Annotated in this window: 23 protein-coding genes, 2 pseudogenes and 1 riboswitch; of the genes and pseudogenes, 12 read left to right on the top strand and 13 right to left on the bottom strand. The window is 66.2% G+C overall.

What is annotated here, in order from left to right; translation table 11 throughout:
• Positions 1 to 38 precede the first annotated feature (38 nt).
• Complete coding sequence (locus tag BFF94_RS09415; protein WP_128841674.1) at positions 39 to 1,619, bottom strand: isocitrate lyase; 1,581 nt, start codon at positions 1,617 to 1,619, stop codon at positions 39 to 41.
• A 414-nt stretch (positions 1,620 to 2,033) separates the two neighbouring features.
• Between BFF94_RS09415 and BFF94_RS09420 the strand changes: the two genes are divergently transcribed.
• The 4 genes from BFF94_RS09420 to BFF94_RS09435 all read left to right on the top strand — a co-directional run bounded on the left by BFF94_RS09420 (position 2,034) and on the right by BFF94_RS09435 (position 4,650).
• Complete coding sequence (locus tag BFF94_RS09420) at positions 2,034 to 2,549, top strand: YbaK/prolyl-tRNA synthetase associated domain-containing protein (protein WP_128841675.1); 516 nt, start codon at positions 2,034 to 2,036, stop codon at positions 2,547 to 2,549.
• A 50-nt stretch (positions 2,550 to 2,599) separates the two neighbouring features.
• Complete coding sequence (locus BFF94_RS09425; RefSeq protein ID WP_128841676.1) at positions 2,600 to 3,238, top strand: helix-turn-helix transcriptional regulator; 639 nt, start codon at positions 2,600 to 2,602, stop codon at positions 3,236 to 3,238.
• A gap of 71 nt (positions 3,239 to 3,309) precedes the next feature.
• Entirely contained in the window at positions 3,310 to 4,284 is a 975-nt protein-coding gene (locus BFF94_RS09430) for a threo-3-hydroxy-L-aspartate ammonia-lyase (protein ID WP_128841677.1), read from the top strand.
• 117 nt (positions 4,285 to 4,401) lie between these two features.
• Entirely contained in the window at positions 4,402 to 4,650 is a 249-nt protein-coding gene (locus BFF94_RS09435; RefSeq protein WP_128841678.1) for a hypothetical protein, read from the top strand.
• Between the two features lie 21 nt (positions 4,651 to 4,671).
• Here BFF94_RS09435 and BFF94_RS09440 read toward each other — a convergent pair whose 3' ends face one another.
• From BFF94_RS09440 to BFF94_RS09460, 5 genes are read right to left on the bottom strand one after another with little or no spacing between them, the layout of a single operon-like run.
• On the bottom strand, positions 4,672 to 5,496 hold the full coding sequence (locus tag BFF94_RS09440; protein WP_219139240.1) for an SDR family NAD(P)-dependent oxidoreductase: 825 nt from the start codon (positions 5,494 to 5,496) through the stop codon (positions 4,672 to 4,674).
• Between the two features lie 5 nt (positions 5,497 to 5,501).
• Positions 5,502 to 6,377, bottom strand: a complete 876-nt coding sequence (locus BFF94_RS09445) for an SDR family NAD(P)-dependent oxidoreductase (protein WP_219139241.1) — start codon at positions 6,375 to 6,377, stop codon at positions 5,502 to 5,504.
• A 31-nt stretch (positions 6,378 to 6,408) separates the two neighbouring features.
• Positions 6,409 to 7,401 carry an NADP-dependent oxidoreductase gene (locus BFF94_RS09450; RefSeq protein WP_219139242.1) on the bottom strand — a complete coding sequence of 331 codons (993 nt, stop codon included), beginning with the start codon at positions 7,399 to 7,401 and terminating at the stop codon, positions 6,409 to 6,411.
• A gap of 44 nt (positions 7,402 to 7,445) precedes the next feature.
• Positions 7,446 to 8,078 carry a Dabb family protein gene (locus BFF94_RS09455; RefSeq protein WP_219139243.1) on the bottom strand — a complete coding sequence of 211 codons (633 nt, stop codon included), beginning with the start codon at positions 8,076 to 8,078 and terminating at the stop codon, positions 7,446 to 7,448.
• A complete protein-coding gene (locus BFF94_RS09460; RefSeq protein WP_128849380.1) occupies positions 8,068 to 8,412 on the bottom strand; it encodes a hypothetical protein in 345 nt (114 codons plus the stop codon). Before BFF94_RS09460 ends, BFF94_RS09455 begins: the two co-directional genes overlap by 11 nt.
• A gap of 167 nt (positions 8,413 to 8,579) precedes the next feature.
• Between BFF94_RS09460 and BFF94_RS09465 the strand changes: the two genes are divergently transcribed.
• From BFF94_RS09465 to BFF94_RS09475, 3 genes are all read left to right on the top strand, one after another.
• Positions 8,580 to 9,638: a helix-turn-helix domain-containing protein gene (locus tag BFF94_RS09465; protein WP_219139244.1), complete on the top strand. Its 1,059-nt coding sequence runs from the start codon at positions 8,580 to 8,582 to the stop codon at positions 9,636 to 9,638.
• Between the two features lie 92 nt (positions 9,639 to 9,730).
• Positions 9,731 to 9,923, top strand: a riboswitch (cobalamin riboswitch).
• A 343-nt stretch (positions 9,924 to 10,266) separates the two neighbouring features.
• On the top strand, positions 10,267 to 12,195 hold the full coding sequence (locus BFF94_RS09470; RefSeq protein WP_128842411.1) for a TonB-dependent receptor domain-containing protein: 1,929 nt from the start codon (positions 10,267 to 10,269) through the stop codon (positions 12,193 to 12,195).
• Between the two features lie 198 nt (positions 12,196 to 12,393).
• On the top strand, positions 12,394 to 12,780 hold the full coding sequence (locus BFF94_RS09475; protein ID WP_128842410.1) for a hypothetical protein: 387 nt from the start codon (positions 12,394 to 12,396) through the stop codon (positions 12,778 to 12,780).
• A gap of 560 nt (positions 12,781 to 13,340) precedes the next feature.
• On the opposite strand, the gene BFF94_RS09480 is transcribed toward BFF94_RS09475, so the two are convergent.
• A complete protein-coding gene (locus BFF94_RS09480; RefSeq protein ID WP_128842408.1) occupies positions 13,341 to 14,144 on the bottom strand; it encodes a hypothetical protein in 804 nt (267 codons plus the stop codon).
• Between the two features lie 92 nt (positions 14,145 to 14,236).
• Positions 14,237 to 14,473 (bottom strand): annotated as a pseudogene (locus BFF94_RS09485) (NmrA family transcriptional regulator); the annotation flags it as partial.
• On the opposite strand from BFF94_RS09485, the pseudogene BFF94_RS09490 reads away from it, so the two are divergent.
• The 3 genes and pseudogenes from BFF94_RS09490 to BFF94_RS09500 all read left to right on the top strand — a co-directional run.
• Positions 14,459 to 15,019: pseudogene (locus BFF94_RS09490) on the top strand (substrate binding domain-containing protein); the annotation flags it as partial. The pseudogenes BFF94_RS09485 and BFF94_RS09490 sit on opposite strands and share 15 nt — an antisense overlap.
• Before the next feature lie 210 nt (positions 15,020 to 15,229).
• Complete coding sequence (locus tag BFF94_RS09495) at positions 15,230 to 15,547, top strand: hypothetical protein (protein WP_128842407.1); 318 nt, start codon at positions 15,230 to 15,232, stop codon at positions 15,545 to 15,547.
• 162 nt (positions 15,548 to 15,709) lie between these two features.
• The gene (locus BFF94_RS09500) at positions 15,710 to 15,970 is read left to right on the top strand and encodes a transcriptional regulator (RefSeq protein ID WP_128842406.1); all 261 of its coding nucleotides are present in this window, start codon (positions 15,710 to 15,712) and stop codon (positions 15,968 to 15,970) included.
• A gap of 121 nt (positions 15,971 to 16,091) precedes the next feature.
• On the opposite strand, the gene BFF94_RS09505 is transcribed toward BFF94_RS09500, so the two are convergent.
• Positions 16,092 to 16,724 (bottom strand): LysE family translocator, encoded by a 633-nt coding sequence (locus BFF94_RS09505; protein ID WP_128842405.1) that lies wholly within the window; start codon positions 16,722 to 16,724, stop codon positions 16,092 to 16,094.
• A gap of 115 nt (positions 16,725 to 16,839) precedes the next feature.
• On the opposite strand from BFF94_RS09505, the gene BFF94_RS09510 reads away from it, so the two are divergent.
• Complete coding sequence (locus BFF94_RS09510; RefSeq protein WP_128842404.1) at positions 16,840 to 17,301, top strand: Lrp/AsnC family transcriptional regulator; 462 nt, start codon at positions 16,840 to 16,842, stop codon at positions 17,299 to 17,301.
• A 113-nt stretch (positions 17,302 to 17,414) separates the two neighbouring features.
• On the opposite strand, the gene BFF94_RS38550 is transcribed toward BFF94_RS09510, so the two are convergent.
• On the bottom strand, positions 17,415 to 18,797 hold the full coding sequence (locus tag BFF94_RS38550) for a collagen-like triple helix repeat-containing protein (RefSeq protein ID WP_219139245.1): 1,383 nt from the start codon (positions 18,795 to 18,797) through the stop codon (positions 17,415 to 17,417).
• A 324-nt stretch (positions 18,798 to 19,121) separates the two neighbouring features.
• On the opposite strand from BFF94_RS38550, the gene BFF94_RS09520 reads away from it, so the two are divergent.
• Positions 19,122 to 19,586 (top strand): cupin domain-containing protein, encoded by a 465-nt coding sequence (locus BFF94_RS09520; protein WP_128842402.1) that lies wholly within the window; start codon positions 19,122 to 19,124, stop codon positions 19,584 to 19,586.
• Positions 19,587 to 19,652: 66 nt separating this feature from the next.
• Here the strand turns inward: BFF94_RS09520 and BFF94_RS09525 are convergent, their stop codons facing one another.
• From BFF94_RS09525 to BFF94_RS09535, 3 genes are all read right to left on the bottom strand, one after another.
• Complete coding sequence (locus tag BFF94_RS09525) at positions 19,653 to 20,000, bottom strand: copper-binding protein (protein WP_128842413.1); 348 nt, start codon at positions 19,998 to 20,000, stop codon at positions 19,653 to 19,655.
• Positions 20,001 to 20,078: 78 nt separating this feature from the next.
• Complete coding sequence (locus BFF94_RS09530) at positions 20,079 to 20,870, bottom strand: DUF2182 domain-containing protein (RefSeq protein WP_128842401.1); 792 nt, start codon at positions 20,868 to 20,870, stop codon at positions 20,079 to 20,081.
• Positions 20,867 to 21,511, bottom strand: a complete 645-nt coding sequence (locus BFF94_RS09535; RefSeq protein ID WP_128842412.1) for a DUF1326 domain-containing protein — start codon at positions 21,509 to 21,511, stop codon at positions 20,867 to 20,869. The genes BFF94_RS09530 and BFF94_RS09535 overlap by 4 nt, the downstream gene beginning before the upstream one ends.
• Positions 21,512 to 21,524 lie beyond the last annotated feature (13 nt).

Genomic DNA, 21,524 nt, shown 5'->3' on the forward strand with positions numbered 1-21,524 from the left:
GATGACGGGTTGGCGCCGTGCTTCGGCTCTGACCGGTATCAGAACTGGTTCATCGTGTTGTCCTTGCCGGCCGCCTTCAGCGCCGCTTCGCCGCTGAAGTACTCCTTGTGATCGTCGCCGATATCCGAGCCGGACATGTTCTGGTGCTTCACGCACGCGATGCCCTGACGGATTTCCTTGCGCTGCACGCCCGCCACGTAGCCCAGCATGCCCTGGTCGCCGAAGTATTCCTTGGCCAGGTTGTCGGTCGACAGCGCAGCCGTGTGGTACGTCGGCAGCGTGATCAGGTGATGGAAGATGCCTGCTTCACGCGACGCGTCGGCCTGGAACGTGCGGATCTTCTCGTCGGCGAGCGCAGCCAGTTCCGTCTCGTCGTATTCCACGCTCATCAGCTGAGCCCGGTCGTAGGCCGACACGTCCTTGCCTGCCGCCTTCAGCGCGTCGTACGCCTGCTGGCGGAAATTCAGCGTCCAGTTGAACGACGGGCTGTTGTTGTACACCAGCTTCGCGTTCGGGATCACCTTGCGGATCTCGCTGACCATGCCGCCGATCTGCGAGATATGCGGTTTTTCGGTTTCGATCCACAGCAGGTCGGCGCCGTTTTGCAGCGACGTGATGCAGTCCAGCACGCAGCGCGCTTCGCCCGTGCCGGCGCGGAACTGGAACAGGTTGCTCGGCAGGCGCTTCGGACGCAGCAGCTTGCCGTCGCGCTTGATGACGACGTCGCCGTTGCCCAGTGCGTCGGCCGAAATTTCATCGCAATCGAGGAACGAATTGTATTGGTCGCCCAGGTCGCCCGGCGTGTTGGTCACGGCGATCTGCTTGGTCAGGCCGGCGCCGAGCGAATCGGTACGGGCCACGATGATGCCGTCGTCCACGCCCAGTTCCAGGAACGCGTAGCGGATCGCGCGGATCTTCGCGAGGAAATCCTCGTGCGGCACGGTGACCTTGCCGTCCTGGTGGCCGCACTGCTTCTCGTCGGACACCTGGTTCTCGATCTGGATGCAGCATGCGCCCGCTTCGATGAACTGCTTGGCCAGCAGGTAGGTCGCTTCCGCGTTGCCGAACCCGGCGTCGATGTCCGCGATGATCGGCACGACGTGCGTGACGTGGTTGTCGATCTTTTCCTGGATCGCGGCCTTGGCGGCGCCTTCGGCGGCATCCAGCTGGCGGAACAGGCCACCCAGCTCACGGGCGTCGGCCTGGCGCAGGAACGTGTACAGCTCGCGGATCAGCGCGCTGACGGACGTCTTTTCGTGCATCGACTGGTCCGGCAGCGGGCCGAACTCGGAGCGCAGCGCTGCGACCATCCAGCCCGACAGGTACAGGTAGCGGCGTTCGGTGCTGTTGAAGTGCTTCTTGATGGAGATCATCTTCTGCTGGCCGATGAAGCCGTGCCAGCAACCCAGCGACTGCGTGTACTTGGACGGATCGGCATCGTACGCGGCCATGTCGGCGCGCATGATCTTCGCGGTGTACCGGGCGATATCCAGGCCCGTCTTGAACTTGTTCTGCGCGCGCATGCGGGCGGCATACTCGGGGCTGATCGCATTCCACGCGCTGCCGTTGTTTTCCTTCAAACCGGCCACTGCCTTGATGTCGTCTTGATATTGGGACATGTCTATCTCCTGGGAACGAAGCGCATTTGAGTAAAGGGTTCAGCGTGCCCGCTCCGTGTGTCGAAGCGAACTGCATGGACTCAATGGTAACGCTGCCCGGCCCGCCTTCGATCAAGTCTTATATAAGACATAAGATATAAATTCCTGTTGATTTTCAATGAGATAAGCAAGCGTTTTTGCGATGCAAAACAGGTTTTCAAGCGGCGGGAAGGCGGCGCGGCCGGAATTCGAAGTGAATTCCGCAATATGAAACGTGCTTTCGGCTGCTGGAGGCCGACCGCACGGTGCGCGGGCCACGACGACCGCCCGCCGCCGGTTGCTCGCGTCTTTGCCACACTCATGACAAAACGTCTATACTTGGACGATTCTTTGACCCGCGCGCCTCGCTGCGCCGGCCTGCCTGCCCGGAGCGACATGAACGACCATTCCGTTTTCGACACGCTTTGCAACCTGCTGAATACGTCCGGTGCGCGGTTCCGCGTGCTGGAACATCCGGCCGAAGGCAAATCCGACGTGATCGCCGCGCTGCGCGGCACGCGCCCCGAACAGGGCGCGAAGGCGATGCTGTGCACGTTCAAGGATGGCGGCGACGCCACCGCGCTCGCCGTGATTCCCGGTCACCTGAAGATCGATTTCCGCAAGGTCGCCGATGCCGTCGGCCGCCGCAAGGCGACGCTCGCGTCGCCCGACCTCGCGGCCGCCGTCACGCGCTGCGTGATGGGCGCCGTACCGCCCTTCGTGTTCGACGACAACGTGACGCTCGTCGTCGATCCCGCGCTGGTCGAACGCAACGCCGAGATCGCATTCAACGCGGGCCGCCTCGACCGCTCGGTCGTGCTCAACGCGGCCGACTATGTGCGGATCGCGCGCCCGCTGCTTGCCGACATCACGCGGCCGGAAATGACGGACGGCCTGGAACACGCCGGTTGACCGTGTCCCGAAACCGGCGCATCGATCCGAAACCCGAACGCAAACACACCATGACCACGACCCGGAAAAAAGCGCTGTCGGAGCAGGCGTCGCTGATCGAACAGGTGCAGCGCATCGCCGAAGGGCTCGGCGAGATGTTCGCGCCGTTCACCGAGGTCGTGGTGCACGACCTGCGCACGCCGGCGCACGCGATCCTCGCGATCCACAACAACCTGTCCGGACGCGCGGTCGGAGACCCCGCGACCGAGCTCGGCCTCGCCCGCATCGCGGACGACGATTTCCCGCCGGTGCTCGCGAACTACCCGAACCGCTTCGCCGACGGCCGCACCGCGAAAAGCACGTCGGTGGGCATCAAGGATTCGACCGGGCACTACGTGGCCGCGCTGTGCCTGAACGCGGACGTCACGCTGTTCCGAGGCTTCCAGGGCATGCTGAACCAGTTCTGCCGCACCGACGGCGAAGCCGTCGCCGAAACGCTCGACCCGGCCGGCGCGGACGCGATCCGCCAACGCATCGACGCGTTCGCGACGCGGCTCGCGACGACGCCACGCGAACTGAAGACCGACCAGCGCCGCGAACTGATGCAGACGCTGAAGGCCGACGGCTTCCTCGAGGTGCGCCGCGCGATGGAGATCGTGTCGCAGCATCTCGGCGTGTCGCGCGCGACGGTGTACAACGATGCGAAATGACGCAAGCGCGACGCAAGCGCGTTGGGCGCCCTGCTTTCCTGTTGACTGACCATTCCGACCATCGGGCCACCATGAACTCTCCCACGCTCCCCACGTACGACGATGTTGCCGCCGCCGCGGCAAGGCTCGAAGGCCATGCGCACCGCACGCCGGTGATGACGTCGCGGACGATCGACGAAGCGCTCGGCGCGCAGGTGTTCTTCAAGTGCGAGAACCTGCAGCGCATGGGTGCATTCAAGTTCCGCGGCGCGTTCAACGCGCTGTCGCGCTTCGACGCCACGCAGCGCCGCCGTGGCGTCGTCACGTTCTCGTCCGGCAACCATGCGCAGGCGATCGCGCTGTCGGCGCGCATGCTCGGGATTCCCGCGACGATCGTGATGCCGCAGGATGCGCCCGCCGCGAAGATGGCCGCGACGCGTGGCTACGGCGGCAACGTCGTGACCTACGACCGCTACACCGATGACCGCGAGCAGATCGGGCGCGATCTCGCGGCGAAGCACGGGCTCACGCTGATCCCGCCGTACGACCACGCCGACGTGATCGCCGGCCAGGGCACGGCGGCCAAGGAGCTGTTCGATGAAGTCGGGCCGCTCGACGCGGTGTTCACGCCGCTCGGCGGCGGCGGGCTGCTGTCGGGCACCGCGCTCGCCACGCGCGCGCTGTCGCCGCACGCGAAGCTCTACGGCGTCGAGCCGGAAGCCGGCAACGATGGCCAGCAATCGTTCCGGTCCGGCGCGATCGTGCATATCGACACGCCGCGCACGATCGCCGACGGCGCGCAGACGCAGCACCTCGGCAACCTGACGTTCCCGATCATCCGCCGCGACGTCGACGACATCCTGACTGCGACGGATGCGGAACTGGTCGACTGCATGCGCTTCTTCGCGACCCGTATGAAGATTGTCGTCGAGCCGACCGGCTGCCTGTCGTTCGCCGCCGTACGACGGATGAAGGACGCGCTGCAGGGCAAGCGCGTCGGCGTGGTGATCAGCGGCGGCAACGTCGATCTCGAGAGCTTCTGCAAGCTGGTGTCGGCGCCGGCATGAACGGCGCGGCGCGCGTGAACATTCTGTCATCCGCGCGCCGCCGCACCTTCACGCCGCGTTAAGTTTCGCGCCCTAGACTGATTACGTTGTCCCGAAGTCAGTCGTGAAGGAGCCACCATGAATACCCACGCGATCGTCGCCGCCGCCCTGGCGGCCGTTTCCGTTTCGGCGTTCGCTCAACCGGGCGTGACGTCATCCGGTTTTCCCGCCGCATCCCCGCACAACGCAGTCGCGCCGGCAACCCACCGTTCGCCCGGCGCGTTGCCGGCCGCCGGCTTCGTGCTCGCGAAGATCGATCAGAACAATACGCCGCCCGATCGCGGCGGCGACCCGAGCGGCCGCGCGCACGCCGGCTCCCGCATGTAACGGGGCGCCGGTCCGCCACGCTCAGAACGACGGCAGCGACGGATCGCGTGCGGCGAGGATGTCGTCGGTGCGCCGCTGCAGCGCGCCGTCGATCGTCTCCGGTTGCGGAATCAGCCAGTAGCGCCCTGCGCGGATGCCGTCGAACACTCGCTCGGCGAATGCGTCGGGCGTGAGCCCGTGCGCGTTCAGCATCGAGCGCATCGTGTCGACGAAGCCGCGCACCTCGGGCCGGTCGTGCGCCGCGCCGAACGGATCGTTGAAGATGCCCGACTGCACGGGGCCCGGCGCGAGCAGCGACACGCCGACCGGCGCGCCAAGCATCTTCAGTTCGCCGTACAGCGATTCGGTCAGCGCGACCACCGCGAATTTGGTCGCCGAATAAGGCGACATCAGCGGGCTGGGCAGGAACCCGCCGACCGATGCGGTATTCACGACCCGTGCCGGCACGTTGCGTTCGAGCATCCGCGGCACGAAGCTGCGGATCCCGTTCAGCACGCCGTGCACATTGATCGCGAAGCTGCGTTCGAAGCGCTCCGGCGTGATTTCCCAGCTGAAGCCGGTCGCCATCACGCCCGCGTTGTTGAACAGCAGGTCGACGCCGCCGAAACGCCGCCATGCGGCTTCCGCCAGCGCGTCGACGGCTTCCGGCCGGCTGACGTCGGTCGGCACGCACAGCACGTCGGTGTCGAGCGTCGCGGCGAACGCGTCGAGCTTCGCCGGGTCGAGATCGGCCAGCACGACGCGCATGCCGAGCGCGGCCGCGCGGCGCGCGAGCCCGCTGCCGATGCCGCTGGCCGCGCCGGTGATCACGGCGGTGCCGCCGTCGAAGCGAATCGAATTCGTCATGTCGGTCACAGTCCTGTCGGGTCGATGAGGGGGTGCGCGTACGCGGGAATCACCGGCGGCGGCAGCGGCGTACGGCCGTCGAGCGAACGCACCGCGAGCTGCTGCGCGAGCGGGAAATGCAGGCTGTGCGTGACGAGGCCCGTGCGTTCGCGCGCCGGCAGGCGGCACAGCGCGAGCGCGGTTTCGGCGAGATACGCGACGTCCTCGGTCGGATAGCCTTCGGGGATGTAGCGCGCCGCGCCCGGCGTGCGGATCGCCGTGCTCGGCGCGACGAGATTCACCGCGATGCCGTCGGCTTCGAGTTCGGCCGCGAGCCCCTGCGTGAAGCGCGACAGCGCGGCCTTCGCCGCCGCATAGACGGTCGCGCCGCCCGCGCGCGAGAAATCGTCGAACGGCCGCAGCGGCGGCAGCGCCGTCACCGAGCCGACGTTCACGATCCAGCCGGCGCCGCGTGCGCGCATCAACGGGATCGCGGCCTGCGCCAGCGCGAACGGAATGCGCAGGTAGTGTTCGATCGTCGTGTCGAACATCGTCATCGGCATCGCGTCGACGCACGCGTAGTCGGCCACGCCTGCGTTGTTGACGAGGATGTCGAGGCCGCCGGCCGCCTGCGCCGCGCGCCCGACGAGCGCATCGCGTTCGGCCGCGTTCGACAGGTCCGCTGCGAGCGCGATCGCGCGGCCGCCTGCCTGTTCGATCAGCGCAACCGTTTCGGCGAGCGTGCCGGCGGTGCCGGCCGATTGCGCGAGGCTGCGCGCCGTCACGACGACGGTCGCGCCTTCGGATGCGAGGCGCTGCGCGATCGCGCGGCCGATGCCGCGGCTCGCGCCCGTCACGAGCGCGCACTTGCCGGCCAGTACGCCGGTTCGGTTATCGGTCATCGTTGTCTCCTGTGAGGTGCGTGCGGGCCGCTCAGCCGGCGATATCCGCAACATGAAGCACCAGCTTCGTTTTCGCCTCGCCCGTTTGAACGAGATCGAGCGCTTGCGCCGCCTGTTCGAGCGGAAAACAGTCGAAACGCGGCACGCGCAGCGTGCGCCGCCCGAGCTGTTCCGCGATCAGACCGAGCGTGCCGCCGCTCGGCATCCGGCTGTAGGTCATCGCGGTGCGCAGGCCGCGCCGCGCGGCTTCGGCGGCCGTCGCGGCCAGCCGCTGCGCATCGCCGGCTGCCAGCGTCATGATGTTCACCAGCGTGCCGCCCGGCGCGAGCAGGTCGAGCGCGGCGGGCAGCGTGTCGCCGCCGACTGCGTCGAGCACGAGGTCGACGCCGCCGGGCGCCCATGCGCGCAGCGCCGCGGCGATGTCCTGCGCGCGATAGTCGATGCCGACCTCCGCGCCCAGCGATTCGACCGTGTCGCGGTTGCGCGCCGAACACGTCACGGCGACGCGCGCGCCGGCCTGCACCGCGAGCTGGATCGCGAACGTGCCGACCGCGCCCGCGCCGCCGTGCACCAGCACGGTCTGGCCCGCCCGCAGCCCGCCGTCGTCGAACAGGCCGGCCCACGCGGCGAGCGCGGGCGTCGGCGTCGCGGCCGCTTCCGCCAGGCTCACCGCGTCGGGCAAGCGCACGACCGAGTCGTGGCGCACCGCGACGTATTCCGCATACGCGCCCCAGCGCCCCGCGCCGACGTCGGTCTGCGCGAACACGCGCATGCCGGGCGCGAAACCGTCGACGCCGTCGCCGACCGCCTCGACCACGCCCGCCGCATCGAAGCCGATCACGAACGGAAACGTGTACTGCATGAACGCGCCGAGATAGCCTTCGCGGCATTTCCAGTCGGCGGGATTGACGCCCGCATACGCGACGCGGATCAGCACGTCGCCGGGGCCCGGCTTCGGTGCCGGCACGTCGGCCAGCCGTAAAGCGTCGGAATGGCCGACGCGGTCGATCAACAGGGCTCGCATCTTCATGTCTCCAGGGTTGTTGTCGGCGCGGTGTGCGCCAAGCGTCACGCCGCCATGTCGGCCAGCAGGCTCGACGCGAGCGGACAGAACGCATGCGAGATCGCATCGACCGTCCAGTCGGGGCTTTCGGCATCGAACCGGCGGTCGACCCAGCCCCAGTGATACGGATGCATCAGGTATTCGCCGAGCAGATCGCCGACGTACGCGAATTCCTGCTGCCATACGTGCGTCCATGTGCCGGGCGTCGCGATCCGGCTCAGGCGCCAGTTGCGGATGCCGGGCATGAACGCGGGCATCTGCAGCAGTTCGCGTTCGAGCGCGGCGCGCTGCGCTTCGCTTGCCTGCGGCCGCACGCGCAGCATCAGCGTGCGCCACACGCCGTCGCGCAACGCCGGCTCGCGCAGGCCGGCGCCGATCGTATGGCACACGGCGGCGTCGATGCGTGCGATGCCCGGCAGTTGCGCCAGCGCGGCGAAATCCGCTTCGGCACCGATCGCCCGTTCGTCACGCAACACGTCGAGCGTGTAGTCGCCCGCGCCCCAACTGCCTTCCTGATTGCGCGCGAGCGCCACGCGTTTCGCACCGGCCAGCGCGTGCGCGGCCTCGTGCAATGCGCGTTCGATTGCGTCGGCGTCGTGATCCGCCGAAACGAATACCTGTGCCGTGTCATGCCGCATGGTCGACCTCCGTCAGCGCGGGCAGCGGCGCATCGGCGTCCGTCATCACGTGGCGGCGGCGCATGTCGCACAGCGCGTCGACGGCCATCCAGAAACCGACCACGTCGGCATCCGTCAGCGCGCGCATCCGGTAATAGGCCGGCGCGTCCGCCACGTGCCAGGTCAGCCACAGCGTGCACGGCTGCCCCGGCACCGCGACGGGCGGCGACACCCAGCGGCCGGCCGCCGTCAACCCGCGCGCCGCATGGCCCGGCAGGTAACGGTCGCGCAGCAGCGCGAGCACGTCGGGAATGCGCTCGGGCGCGAGCGTGATTTCGTCTACGATCTGGATCATTCGCGTGTCGTCCGTGGTCGTTCGGTCAGGGGATGCGTGGCCGGCCTACGCCGTTCCGGCGAGGCCGCAGGCGGCCGGCGTGGATAGCATTCTTGCGTGGCGACGGTTCGCGGACCCCTACCGGCCCGCTCACCCGCCCCTGTCGCAACGATCAGATCGGGAGACTCATGAAACAGCGCGCCATGCCGGCCAGCGGCCGCGTCCTGCCGGGCCTCGGCGCGCGCCTGCTGAGCGAACTCGCGCGCAGCGGCGCGCCGCCGGCCGACCGGGATGCACCGCCGCCGCAAGCGGCGACGACGCCGGGCGGCTTCGTCGCGCTGTACCGCGACGCGATCGAGCGGCTCGAGGCGCAGGTCGCGCGCGGCGACGGCCATCCGCCGATGCGCAAGCAGGAAGTCGACCTGATGTGCCGCTGCCTGCTGAGCTGCGCGACGCTCGCCGACGCGATCCGCTGCGCGCGCGAATTCTGCGAGATGCTGACGCCGCGCGCCGGCGTGCTGTCGCTCACGGTGCGCGACGCTCGCGCGACGTTCCGGATGGACTCGCTGCGCCGCACGCGCAGCCCGGCCGCGTGCCTCGTCGACCTGACGGGGCTGTTCTGCTATCTGCAGCTGTTCGGCTGGCTGATCGGGCAGCCGCTGCGGCCGACCGGCGTATGGCTCGGCCATCCGCGCCGCGACGACGCGATGCCGCTGCTCGGGCTGTTCAATGCGCCGGTCGACGTCGGCCGTCAAACCTACGGCTTCGCGTTCGACGCGGCGCGGCTCGATTGCCGCGTGATCCGGCAGCCGGGCGAACTCGACGCGTTTCTCGTCGACTTCCCGTTTCGTCTGATCGATGCGGCGCCGGCCGTCGTGTCGTGGGCGCAGCAGGTGCGCGGTTTTCTCGATGCGGCGCTCGCGCACGAACAGGCGCTGCCGCCGCTCGCGGAGCTGGCCGCGTGGCTTGGCGTCAGCGACGCGACATTGCGGCGGCGGCTCGCAACCGAAGGCAGCGGATATCACATGCTGCGCGAGCAATGCCTGGCCGACGCGGCACGGCGATGCCTGCACGAGACCGACTGGCCGGTGACACGCGTGGCCGCGCATCTCGGCTTCGGCGGCGAGGAAGCGTTCCGGCGCGCGTTCGTGCGCTGGACGGGCGTGGCGCCGAGCCGGTTCAGGCGCGACTGCGCGACCTCAAATCACCCGGTTTCGTCAGACGAGAAACGCGGCGCCGGCGCATGAAAGAAAGGATTTCGAAAGATTTTTTTGCCGAGCGATGACGTTTTTTCGCATCCCCGCGCGGCGCGGCAATTGACGCGCCGGAGCGCACGCCATTACCCTTGCGCGCTGATGGTTCCCGGAGACGGGATCAAAAGGGAACGCAGGAGAGGCCACGCCTCGAATCTGCGGCTGCCCCCGCAACTGTAAGCGGCGAATCCGTGCCACTGCATGCCACTGGGAAACCGGGAAGGCCGGCGCAGATGACGACCCGCGAGCCAGGAGACCTGCCATCGACCCGAGGTCCAAGCAGCCGCACCGGGCGGGGTGTCCCGATGCGCCAAGCACCGCCTTTTGGCGGTCGCCCGTTGCATGGACGGCCCGACCTCAGGATCCGCCAGATGTCCACCGTTATCGAATCCGCTTCCGCGCCGGCAGCGTCGCGCCGACACGCCGTCGGCATGCACGGCCCGCCCGCGTGGCCGCGCCGTTCCAGTTCGATCGCGCCCGCCGGCCTGCGCCGCGCCGACGCCCGCGACGCCGGGCCGCTCGGCCCGGTCGCGCGATAACCCGATCACCGACAACAAAACCGGCGCTGCCCGCCGCCCGCTCACGATCGCCGCACGCACAGCCCGACAGCAACTACCGCCTCATGAAGATCCGACACCTCCTTGCCACGTCCGCCGCGACCGCGCTCCTCTCGCCCGTCGCCCACGCCGCCGGCGACACCGCGGTTTCGCAACCGGCCCAGGCCGCCGAAGGCGCCGAACTGCCGACGATTGCCGTCACCGACACGCGTCGGCTGCCCGAATCGTTCGACGGGCGCTATGCGTCGACCCAGGTGCTCACGCGCACCGATCTCGACCGATTGTCGCCGAGCGACCCGAGCATCACGCAGGCGCTCGCGACGCTGCCGGGCGTCACCGTTTCGCAGAGCGGCGGCCCCGGCTCGTCCGCGTCGGTCAGCATCCGCGGCTCGTCGGCAAGCCAGGTCGCCGTGTTCATCGACGGCATCCGGATCGGCTCGCCGACCACCGGTATCGCACCGTGGGCCGACCTGCCGACCGACGCGTTCGAACGCGTCGAAGTGATTTCGGGCCCCGCCGCCGCATCGTTCGGCGCCAATGCGATGGGCGGTGTCGTGCAGCTGTTCACGCGCCGCGCCGCCAACCAGCCGAACCAGACCACCGTCTCGTTCGGCGGCGGGTCGAACAAGACGTTCGACACGCAGTTCCGCACGTCGGGCACCGTGCCGTCGACCGGGCCGCTGGCCGCGCTCGGCGGGCTCACCTACTCGCTCGGGCTGCACGCGTACAACACGGCCGGCATCGATTCGACGCGGCCGGTGTTGCCGTACCACGAGGACGGCCGCAATCCGTACCACGCGCAGGACCTCGACGCGCGCCTCGGCTACGCGCGCGACAACTGGTCGATCTCGACGTTCGCGCTGTATCACCGGTCCGATCTGTCCTACGACAACCTCGGCTATGCGAACCGCCAGCTCGATCATCAACTGACGGCCGGTATCGCGTTCCACCTCGACATCACGCCGGACACGCAGTTCGACCAGTCCTTCGGTTATTCGAACGATCGCCAGTTCCTCTATGCGAGCGATCCGACCGTCCCGACCGACCAGATCAATTCGCAGCGCATCAGCACGTCGACGTCGCTGACCCATCAGGAGCGCGGATTCCGCCTGTTCGGCCTGCCGCTGTCGGGCGAGACCAAGCTCGCCTACGACTTCACGCGCGAACAGGCATTCCTGCCGGTCGACGCTCCCGGCGGCGTGCCGACGCGCAACGATTCCGCGTTCTCGCTGCATCAGTCGGCCACGCTCGGCAGCGTGACGATGTTCCTCGCGGGCCGTCACGAGATCATCGCGGGGCAATCCGTGAACACCGGCAACGCCGCGCTGTCGTGGGCGATCACGCCGGTCTATACGGCGCGCGTGTCGTACGGCAATGCGTTCCGCCTGCCGAGTTTCAACGACCTGTACTACCCCGGCTACGGCAATCCGAATCTCAGCCCGGAACGCAGCACGTCGGTCGAGGCCGCGGTCGATGCGAACACGTCGTACGGCACGTTCACCGCCGCGATCTACGACACGCGGGTCAACAACCTGATCGCGTACAACCCCGCGACGTACTCGCCGATGAACATCGGTCGCTCTCATATTCGCGGGATCGACCTGTCGTACAAGGGGACGATCGGCCGCTCGACGCCGGTGAGCGTCGCGATCGGCTTCCTGAATCCGCAGGACGAAACCAACGATTCGTGGCTGAACCGCCGCCCGCGGCAGACGGCCAGCGTGAGCATCGACCACACGTGGGACGAACTGCACCTGCACGCGCTGAGCACGGGCGCATCGCTGCTCTACGGCGGCACGACGTTCGACGACCCGGCCAACACCACGTATCTGCCGTCGTACCTGACGGTGAGCCTGCGCGCGTCGTACCGGATCAATTCGCACCTGACGGTGTCGGCATCGCTGTCGAACCTGTTCGACCGGCAGTACATGACCGCGTATGGTTACAACACGCTTGGACGGACTGCGTTCGGGAAGGTCAGCTATACGTTCTGATGGGCTGATGCAGAGGCCTTGGCGCGGTGTGCGACGAGGCCTCGGTCGGGAAGTTGGGCGGCCTGTGCCGGCGGGTTTTGGAATGGCGGATTCCGACCCGGAGCGGTCCTTCAAATGCACCGGCAGCGGTCATTCGTTATTGGGTTTCCGCGTTGGTATGATTCGCATCTGATTGAGAGGGATCGAGATAGATCAATTATGAAACTCGAAATCGAGGGCAGACCGGTAAACGCCGTGCCGACTCCCGTACAGGTCGCACGTGCGCTCAAGTCGCTGCGAAGCTACGGCAAGTCATCTTATGCGTCATTGACTGACGATGCAGGCAACTACGTGCAAGTAGCCGGCGGTGGCGCCAGCTGTATGATCGAGCGCTTTGAATTCGGCGCGCATCGATGGAGAGCCTTCCATAACAAACCTTCGCCTGTACGCCCTGACGGCACGATCCTAGTCTTCCGAGCGGGCAACATTCCGATGCGCTCAGATGAATGGTTCATGGCCGATCAGGTTGTGGAAGTATTTCTGGCCTTCCTCGGCGGAACATCGTATCCGCCATTTGTTCACTGGCGGTTAGCGCCGGACTTCTGAGCTTGAGACCCTAAGCGAGCCGTCTCGAAGCAAGTACGCCGTCTGGCGCTCGTACGCAGCAGGCGGATAGGGTTGCCGATCGAGATCGTCCTGCACACTATATTCTCCGTAGCCTACAAATTCGTAGTAGACAGCCATAGTCTCTGCATGTGAACGCGTCCAGAATGTCCAGACCCATTCACTTCCAGACTCATTAAGCGCACGTGCTGCGTCGCCATCTGGTCCATATGGAATGCATGCAGGAAGCGATTGTCCCTGCCCGTCGGGACATAGCCAAACCTCATGCAGATATCCGAGGGAGTGTCTCATTCCGTGCGTTCTGGATTGATGATTCGATCGTCATGCGCGAGCGCGTGGCAATCGAACTCTTGAGCGAGGCATTGTCAACCGTCCTCGTGTTTGGGTCGAGTGTCTCTTCCTGGCCGCAGGCTGACTCACGGCCAAACACGGACATCCGGCAATCCGACGATATCGATAGTCGCACTACCCCGCCCGACGACTCAACGGACTACCGCTCATCATTCAGCCACCGCCGACGGTCCGCCTTCCGTCGACCTCAGTCAGGGCTTCCCATCCCCTTGCCTGGCGCCCATGGCCGCGGCCATGCGACTTTGTACGGCAACGAGTTGGTCATCCGTGGTCGCCACCAGCCACAGACGTGCCTGCTCCTCGATCTTGCGGTTGTGGTCTTTCAACGGGCCCATCGCGGCAGCGGCCTTCCAGACCACCGGGGCGATTCGGCTTTTCCTGCCCGACGGCGCGCCTACCAGCAGACAGTAAGGCCCCAGCGGAAGCGACACGAACGGAAGTGCCGGACTGACGCACACGCGCCAGTCAATGAAGGGCGTGTCGCCGATAAGCAGCGGCATGGGCAAGCCGTAGAGCACACTGAAATCGTACAGCGCAAGTTGCTCCCGCATGCCGACGTAAATACGCCGGATGTCGTCGACAACCGCCGCGCGGATCTCGTCGTCGAACATGGGCTCCTGCGAGTATCGGGCAAACGCCTTTCGAGCCTCCCATTGATATGCACTGAACAGGCCAATCTCCACGCAGTCCTGCACCGCGCGCTGCACATCCGCGACAGAACCGGCTTCTTCCGGCGTACCCAACTGCGCAGCCCGCAAAAACCGGGCAAGTCCGGCGTCCTGAATGGCAGGGCCATCCACGGACGCATCGTCGTCCGTGTCCTTGCCAAGGGGCACATAGATATATTTCTCGGCCGCGAAATGCGACTTCTTGCCTTCATCAAACTTGATTTCGCCGTCCACACAGTCGAGATAGCGAGTCCCGATTCGGCCATGCTCCCAAACCCAATTTTTCAGGAGCGGACGTAGTGGATGCAGTCTGTCGTGATCGGTCATGGAACCCTCCAGGTTGCCCAGTATAGTTCCAGTTGCCGATTGCTCCGTGGAGGACATGGCGATCGATCAATCCGATGGATCGGAGGCTCCGGTCAGATTGGACGCGACACAAGCTCACGCAGAACCGTCTCCAGTTCGACGTGCCCACGCACGATTTCGTCAGGATGACTTTCGAAATCGATCCAGCCTTCGTTGAAGCCGTCCAGCATGCGCATCCGGCGTAGAGGATGCTTCATGCCCTACCCGCGGAACAGCGCTTCCCACGTCTGCCTGTCGACAACTTCCGCGCGCACCTGAGCGCCCAGCACGCGGGCGAAGGCCAATGCGAGTTCATCGCGCGTGACAGTCTTGGCGACCTCGTCATGGATGGCTTCGACATCGCCGTGCGATTCGGCGAACCCCGAGCATCGACCCTGATCGCGAGAAAGTTGCTCGATACCGGCATCGTTACGGTCGCGGCGCCCTCGTACATCGCTCGCCGGGGACGGCCGGCAAAACCCGAGGACCTTGAAAGCCGAAGCCACAGATGCGTTGAATTTCGCAACTCGGAGACAGGCAAGCCGTTCCCGTGGGAATTCCATCGCCGGCGCAAACGCATGGTGGTTGACACCCGAGGGCGCCTCACGGTCAACGATCCGGGTGCCCTGCTCAACGCATGCCTCGCCGGTTCCGGAATTGCGCAGATGTTGCTGCTCGGTGCCGAGCCCCTGATCGCTAACGGCCGCTTGATCAATCTCTTTCCCGAATGGGCAGACGAGCGATATCCCATATACGCGTACTACCCGTCCCGGCATCACCTGCCGGCCAAGACACGGGCTTTTCTTGACTTCATTGTCGAACTGACGGGCAACCACGAGCGCGTCGGCACGCGCTAGTGCTGTTGTGGCGAACTGGCGAAGCAAGATCGAATGGCCCGTTCCGTATGGGGTGCGGTCTATCATGATCACATCGCGAACGTCCGGTTCTGGCCGCCTGTTGCCTGTCGCGCCCACACACGTTCGATCCGGCGCAAGAGCGCCGCGATCACGGCTCTCGTGGTCGCAATGGCGAGTACACTGAAAAAGCATTAAAAGCAGGAGAACGTGGTGACTAACTCTGACCCCCAAAACACCTTCCGAGGACTGCCGCTCACCGCGGAGCAGGACGCGGAAGTGAGGCACTACATCAAGGACCGAACTCGGCGTGGGCTGCCATGGGACACGGCGGAGTTGAGCGCGATGCTCAAGGACATGCTGCAGCCCCCGGATGACGGCGACGGAGATGTCGCCTCCCCGGCAGACGAAACCATAGCGGCCGCCGAGCGCGCAACGGCGTCGCTTGACGAAGCGATGGACCCCATCGAGGCGAGCGAGGAGTGGAATGCGGCCATGGAGTCGGAAAGCATGAAAAGACCCAGACGATAAAACCGGCGCAACGATGCCCGCTTCCCGGTAGCGCCGCATACAGGGAATGTGAAGCACGCGTCATGGGTTCGATGCGCATGATTTCAATGCTTGAGCGGGTGCCGTCGGTTCCCGTCGCGGTCGGCGCCCACGACATCTCCGTTGAACACAAAGGGGGCGAACATGCGGCTAATCGAAACGGATGAACACGAGGCGTTTCTGGCGACGCTGGAGCGTCATGGTTTGGCAGAAGACGATTTCGCTGTTCTGGAAACGGATACGACGGATCCGAAGGGTGACGAGAACCTCGGTCTACAGGGCTATGTCGCCATCACCCGACTTTCGACGCAGATTACGAGGGAATACGTGATCGGCGACGAAAGCGATTGGTTACAGCATTTCAGAAAAGATCTCGATGCGGGCGTCTTCGACAGGCCTCGATGAAATCCCGAATTCCGTCGAAGCGTGGCTGAAAGATGGTCGCCACGGCGAGCCGCCAAACCCGAACCTGATCGCACGACCGCTCGGCCGTCTACGTTCGATCGAACAGCGCCCCGCTTCAGGCCTAGACAAGGCCGTGCACGCCCGCGACCAGCTGGATCGCGCCGAATACCGCGATGACGGCGGCCGACACGCGCGACAGCCCGTGCATGAACGCGAACGACATCCTCGTGCGCAGCGCAGCGGTCGCACTGCTCAAGCACAGCCACCAGGTCGCGGAGCCGATGAACACGCCGGCGACCATCAGCGCCACCGTCGACCCCATCGCGCCTTCCCGGGTAGCCGACAGCGGGCCGAGCGCCGCGAAAATCCCGACGAACGACAGGATCGTCATCGGGTTCGACAGCGTGAGGCCGAAGGTCGTCAGGAAATCGCGCAGGACGGTCGTGCGCGGCAGGTCGCGTTGCATCGCCGACGCGGCCGGCGCCTGCCGCGCGATGGTCCACGCCAGCCACACGAGGAACGCGCCGCCGGCGATTTTCAGGCCGACGGTCAGCATCGGGAATGCCGTGACGATGCCCGCGATGCCGAGCGCGCCGAGCAGCCCGTAGATCGCATCGGCGCACGCGGCGCCGACGCCCGTCGCGAACCCTGCGTGAAAACCGCGGCTCAGGCTGCGCTGGATGCACAGCATGCCGATCGGGCCGACCGGCACCGCGATCGACAGCCCCATCACGACGGACTTGATGAACAGCATCGCCTGCTCCTTGCGACATGCAACGGGTTGAACAGGCATCGTAGGGAAAATCCGGTCACCGCTGAATGCGGTTTTTAAGGAAAAATGGCCGCTTCTCCTTAAAAATCCCACCGCGATGGACGATCTGGACTGGAAGGTACTGGCGCTGTTGCAGGCCAACGGCCGCATCAGCTATACCGAACTGGCGCGCCAGGTTCACCTGTCGGTGCCGGCGGTGACGGAGCGCGTGAAGCGCCTCGAAGCGGTCGGCGTCATCGACGGTTACACGGCCCGGATCAATCCGGCGGCGGCCGGCTATCCGGTGAGCGCGCTGATCGGCATCACGGTGCCACAGCCGGCGAAAGCGAAGTTCCTCAAGTTGCTGGAGACGATTCCCGAAGTCGTCGAATGCCATCACGTGACGGGCGCGGACTCGTATGTCATGCGGTTCGTCGCCGTCAGCATGGCCCATCTCGAACAACTGATCGAACGCATCAACCTGTACGGCGAAACGCGCACGTCGATCGTGATGTCGACGCCGCTGCCGGCGCGCGGGCTGGCGCGGCCGCCGTCGAAACTCGACGACAACCGAAGGTAACGGCCGGGCTCCGGGTCGTCCGACGGATCCCGGCCGGGCCGGTGACAGCCGGGGATAGCCGGCCGTCCCTGGCCATTCGGCCGGTTTCCTGCCTGACCGATCAGGCCGATCGGCTATTTGCCGGCCACGCCGCCGAGCAGGCCGCCCACCAGCGACGTCACCGGCGCGAGCGGATTCGCGAGACCACCCAGCGGCGAGCCGCCGCCCGTGCCGGTCGCGGCCCCGTCGTGCACGGCCGCCGGCATACCGCCGACCACGCTCGTCACCAGGCCGGCGACCGGCACCGCGCCGTTCGCACCGCTCGGATTCACGAGACCGCCTGCATTGGTCACCGTATTGCCGACCGCACGGACGAGACCGCCGACATCGCCGACCAGCGGCTGGGGCGATGTGGACGTCACCTTCCAGCCGGCCGACGTCAGCGCACCGCCGACCTGCCCGAGCAGGCCCGCGACCGGCTGCCCGAGGCCGGTTGCGGTGCCGACCTGCTGCGTGACCTGGCCGACCGTCGTCACGAGCGGCGTGATCGCCGTGCTGATCGCCTGGGTAGCCTGCTGGACCGGGCCGGACGAAAGCGTCGAGCCGAGCATGGTGCCGCCCGACGTCAGACCGCCGGCCACCGTGTCGAGCAGGCCGCCGACCGGTGCCGTGATCGGCGCGAGCGGCGACAGCGTGCCGGAGCCGATCGCCTTCACCGTTTCGCCGAGGCCGGCGATCGGGTTGCCGGCCGTGCCGACGATGGTGCCCAGGCCGGCGACCGTCGTACCGACCGGGTTCGACGTAAAGCCGATCTGGCCGATGCCGTTGCTCACGGCGTCCGACGTATCGCGGACGATCGTGCCCGCTCCGGTGACCGTATCGCCGAGCCCGGTGGGCACGCCCTTGCTCACGCCGATCGGGCTCAGGCCGCCGGTCGTGATGCCCGCGTCGATGACAACCCCGCCGACCGAACTGATGATGCCGTTCGTGCCAGGCGTGCCGCTGGTACCCACGCCGCTGGTGTTGCCGCTGCTTGTACCGCTGCTGCTTGTACCGCTGCTGCTCGTGCCACTGCTGCTTGTGCCGCTGCTGCTCGTGCCGCTGCTGCTCGTGCCACTGCTGCTTGTGCCGCTGCTGCTTGTGCCGCTGCTGCTTGTGCCGCTGCTGCTTGTGCCACTGCTGCTTGTGCCGCTACTGCTTGTGCCACTGCTGCTTGTGCCGCTACTGCTTGTGCCACTGCTGCTTGTGCCACTGCTGCTTGTGCCACTGCTGCTCGTGCCACTGCTGCTCGTGCCACTGCTGCTCGTGCCACTGCTGCTTGTGCCGCTGCTGCTCGTGCCGCTACTGCTTGTGCCGCTGGTCCCGCTCGAACCACTCGTCGTCCCGCTCGCACTCGTTCCGATGTTGTTACCGCCTGGCGTCGGCACCGTCATGTCGCCGCCGCCGCACGCTGCCAGCGCGCACGCTGCGGCGATGGCGGCGAGCGCAACATTCGCCTTGATGAAATGATTTTGCATGGAAGCCCCGTTAGCTTTTTAGCGTAATCATTCCAACAAGCATCTATCGTGCCATTACGATCGATATCGACGACGACTCCGCAAGCCCGCCGGATCGCGTCTGCCGACGGCCGTCCGGCGGCGATGCACGGCGTCCAGGCTCAAGCTCCCAGGTGCGATCAGGCCTCGTATGCGGGTAACGCGGGCGTAACACGGCCTCCGCGTTACGTAGCATCGAGCGGCGAAATACGCAGTGCTGCCCCGTGTTGCCATTTGAAAGCATGCAACGACGCCGTCGCCAGCCCCCATAATTCACGGTGCCCCGACCTTCGGACAGTACAAACGATGAGCACCCCGCGCGAAATCCTGAAAGCCGCCGACATCACGGCAATGGAACCGGACCATTCCGTCCATCCGTTGAACGAGAATGCCGTGCGCCTGAAGCGGTCGCTTGGCGACGCAACAGGACTGACGCAATTCGGCTTTCATCTGATGACCTTGATGCCCGGACACGAATCAACCGAATACCACCGGCATCTCTACGGGGAAGAATGCGTCTACGTCCTGTCGGGAACCGGCGAGGCAACCATCGACGGTCACACCTGTCCGATCGGCCCGGGCGACTTCATGGGATTCCCGCGCGGCGGCACCGCACACACGATGATGAATACAGGAAACCAGCCCCTCGTCTATATCGTGGCCGGCGATCGCCCGGAGCATGACGTGTGCGACTATCCGAAGCTCGGCAAGCGGCTGTACAAGGCGGGCGCCAACAAGGTCTTCGTGGATCTCGATACCGCCACTGCGTGACGCGGCATTGCGCGGCGAAAAATCAGCCACGGCCGCACACCGCCTGGCCCGCACCGCCTCGCGCCATCAAGGCCGCTTCACGAGTTTCACGATCGTAAGCGTGCCGTTGACGCTTTCCACCCGCACCCGGACCTTGTCGCCCACATGAAGCGGCTGAATCATGGCCGCGTCGGCGACCTTGAACGCCATCGTCATCGGCGGCATCCCGATATTGTCGAGCGCGCCGTGCTTCAACGTCACCAATCCGCGTCCGGCATCGATTTCCCTGACCTCGGCGTCGGTCAGCATCGAATCCGGCGCCGACATCTTCGTGCCACCCATGTTCATGTCGGACATGTCGCCGCCCGCGACCGCCGGCGTCGCGACGACGACCATCGCACACAACGCGGCAACAGCATGAAAGCAGGTCTTCATCGAGAGCCTCCCGTCGGGCCGGACACGTTTCCCCGGCGGACAGGCGCCGCGCATCGCGCACGACCGCACGACCGCCCGTCACACGATCAATGTCACCCCGGCCCACGCAATCAGTACGACGCCCAGCGCGCGCCCGATCCGTTCGCCGCCGGGCAGGATCTTTTCCGCGAACACGAAGAGCGACAGCGCGGCAATCCACACGACGTTCATCACGCCGCCGACGAACAGCAGCGCCATCAGCAACCAGCAGCAGCCCACGCAATACAGGCCGTGCCGCGCGCCGAGCAGGAAACTGCCGGCGACGCCCGGACGCCAGTGCGCGACCAGGAACCCGGCCGGCGCACGGCATTGCCGAAGGCATGCGCGTTTCAGCGGCGAGAATTGATAGAGCCCGGCCAGCGCCAGCACGATCGCGGAAAGGACGGCGCTCTTCGACCACAGCATCATCGCGGAGATCAGCCCGGCCGGCTGCAGCAGCGCCTGAAGCAACGCCGCGCCGATCGAGAACACGAGCCATGCGACCAGATAACCGGCCAGCAGCGCCGCCGACATGAACGCCGAACCCGAACCGTCCGCGCCGCGCTGCCGCAGCACGCGCCGGTACAGCATCACGAGCGGCGCCGCGCTGGGCGTCATCATCGCGATCATCATCACCCACCACATCACGATCACGGTCGGCAGCGACGGATCCATGCTGCCCATGTCGCCCGCTAGGCGATGCGGAAAGAGCGCGACTGTCGTCATCTCCAGCGCCGACATGCCGGTTCCCGCGCCCGTCCACAGATAGAACCAGCACACGCCGACGAGCACGGCCATGCCGAGCAGCGTGATGACGCGCTCGCTCCAGAGCCGGTTGCCGAGGGGAATCATGCCGCGGCGCGATGCCGGATCAGCCCGTGGTTGTTCAGATGCAGCCGCGCGAACTGCGCATAGGTGCCGTCGAGGGTCAGCGCGATATTGCCTTGCGAGTGCGCCCTGCCCGAGCCGATCTCGGCCAGTTCGTATTCGAAACCGTGCGGCAGGTCGATCCGCACGCGATGCTCGGCGCCCGTCACCGGGTTGCGGATGGGATCGCCCGCGACGTCGAACACGCCTTCGACGTGAATCCGGCCGCGCCGCGCATCAACATCGACGTCGAAATCGATCGTCGTGAAGATCGGATCGAACGCCTGCTCGAGCGTCGACGCGAATACCGAGAACATCGTTGCAAACGGATCGGTATCCTGACCGGTCATGATCTTCAGCACAGCGTCGCGCTGCTCCGGACTCGCGCGCTCGTCGACGATCGGCTGGCACTTGCCCCTGCCCTCGTGGATCGGCCCCGGCCACTGGAACACGACCGCGATCGTGACGCCGTCGAGCACCACGTCGCCGTAGTGGCCGCTGTCGATCGAAATCGCGCCCAACGCTTCGCAATTGCCGTTGGTCGGCAGCGCATTGAACTGGCAGGGACAACCGTATGAGCAATTGCAATTGATCAATTCGGTGCCCTGAATCTCCCACGGAGTCATGGCTTCACCTCGC

This window comes from Burkholderia catarinensis (assembly GCF_001883705.2).
Classification (GTDB): Bacteria; Pseudomonadota; Gammaproteobacteria; order Burkholderiales; family Burkholderiaceae; genus Burkholderia; species Burkholderia catarinensis.

Coding starts and splice junctions, on each gene's coding strand:
- BFF94_RS09475 (WP_128842410.1), top strand. CDS start 12,394: ATGAAACTCGAAATCGAGGGCAGACCGGTAAACGCCGTGCCGACTCCC.
- BFF94_RS09460 (WP_128849380.1), bottom strand. CDS start 8,412: ATGATCCAGATCGTAGACGAAATCACGCTCGCGCCCGAGCGCATTCCC.
- BFF94_RS09450 (WP_219139242.1), bottom strand. CDS start 7,401: ATGCGAGCCCTGTTGATCGACCGCGTCGGCCATTCCGACGCTTTACGG.
- BFF94_RS09455 (WP_219139243.1), bottom strand. CDS start 8,078: ATGCGGCATGACACGGCACAGGTATTCGTTTCGGCGGATCACGACGCC.
- BFF94_RS09500 (WP_128842406.1), top strand. CDS start 15,710: ATGCGGCTAATCGAAACGGATGAACACGAGGCGTTTCTGGCGACGCTG.
- BFF94_RS09420 (WP_128841675.1), top strand. CDS start 2,034: ATGAACGACCATTCCGTTTTCGACACGCTTTGCAACCTGCTGAATACG.
- BFF94_RS09435 (WP_128841678.1), top strand. CDS start 4,402: ATGAATACCCACGCGATCGTCGCCGCCGCCCTGGCGGCCGTTTCCGTT.
- BFF94_RS09430 (WP_128841677.1), top strand. CDS start 3,310: ATGAACTCTCCCACGCTCCCCACGTACGACGATGTTGCCGCCGCCGCG.
- BFF94_RS09535 (WP_128842412.1), bottom strand. CDS start 21,511: ATGACTCCGTGGGAGATTCAGGGCACCGAATTGATCAATTGCAATTGC.
- BFF94_RS09520 (WP_128842402.1), top strand. CDS start 19,122: ATGAGCACCCCGCGCGAAATCCTGAAAGCCGCCGACATCACGGCAATG.
- BFF94_RS09510 (WP_128842404.1), top strand. CDS start 16,840: ATGGACGATCTGGACTGGAAGGTACTGGCGCTGTTGCAGGCCAACGGC.
- BFF94_RS09530 (WP_128842401.1), bottom strand. CDS start 20,870: ATGATTCCCCTCGGCAACCGGCTCTGGAGCGAGCGCGTCATCACGCTG.
- BFF94_RS09440 (WP_219139240.1), bottom strand. CDS start 5,496: ATGACGAATTCGATTCGCTTCGACGGCGGCACCGCCGTGATCACCGGC.
- BFF94_RS09470 (WP_128842411.1), top strand. CDS start 10,267: ATGAAGATCCGACACCTCCTTGCCACGTCCGCCGCGACCGCGCTCCTC.
- BFF94_RS09505 (WP_128842405.1), bottom strand. CDS start 16,724: ATGCTGTTCATCAAGTCCGTCGTGATGGGGCTGTCGATCGCGGTGCCG.
- BFF94_RS38550 (WP_219139245.1), bottom strand. CDS start 18,797: ATGCAAAATCATTTCATCAAGGCGAATGTTGCGCTCGCCGCCATCGCC.
- BFF94_RS09465 (WP_219139244.1), top strand. CDS start 8,580: ATGAAACAGCGCGCCATGCCGGCCAGCGGCCGCGTCCTGCCGGGCCTC.
- BFF94_RS09415 (WP_128841674.1), bottom strand. CDS start 1,619: ATGTCCCAATATCAAGACGACATCAAGGCAGTGGCCGGTTTGAAGGAA.
- BFF94_RS09425 (WP_128841676.1), top strand. CDS start 2,600: ATGACCACGACCCGGAAAAAAGCGCTGTCGGAGCAGGCGTCGCTGATC.
- BFF94_RS09480 (WP_128842408.1), bottom strand. CDS start 14,144: ATGACCGATCACGACAGACTGCATCCACTACGTCCGCTCCTGAAAAAT.
- BFF94_RS09525 (WP_128842413.1), bottom strand. CDS start 20,000: ATGAAGACCTGCTTTCATGCTGTTGCCGCGTTGTGTGCGATGGTCGTC.
- BFF94_RS09445 (WP_219139241.1), bottom strand. CDS start 6,377: ATGACCGATAACCGAACCGGCGTACTGGCCGGCAAGTGCGCGCTCGTG.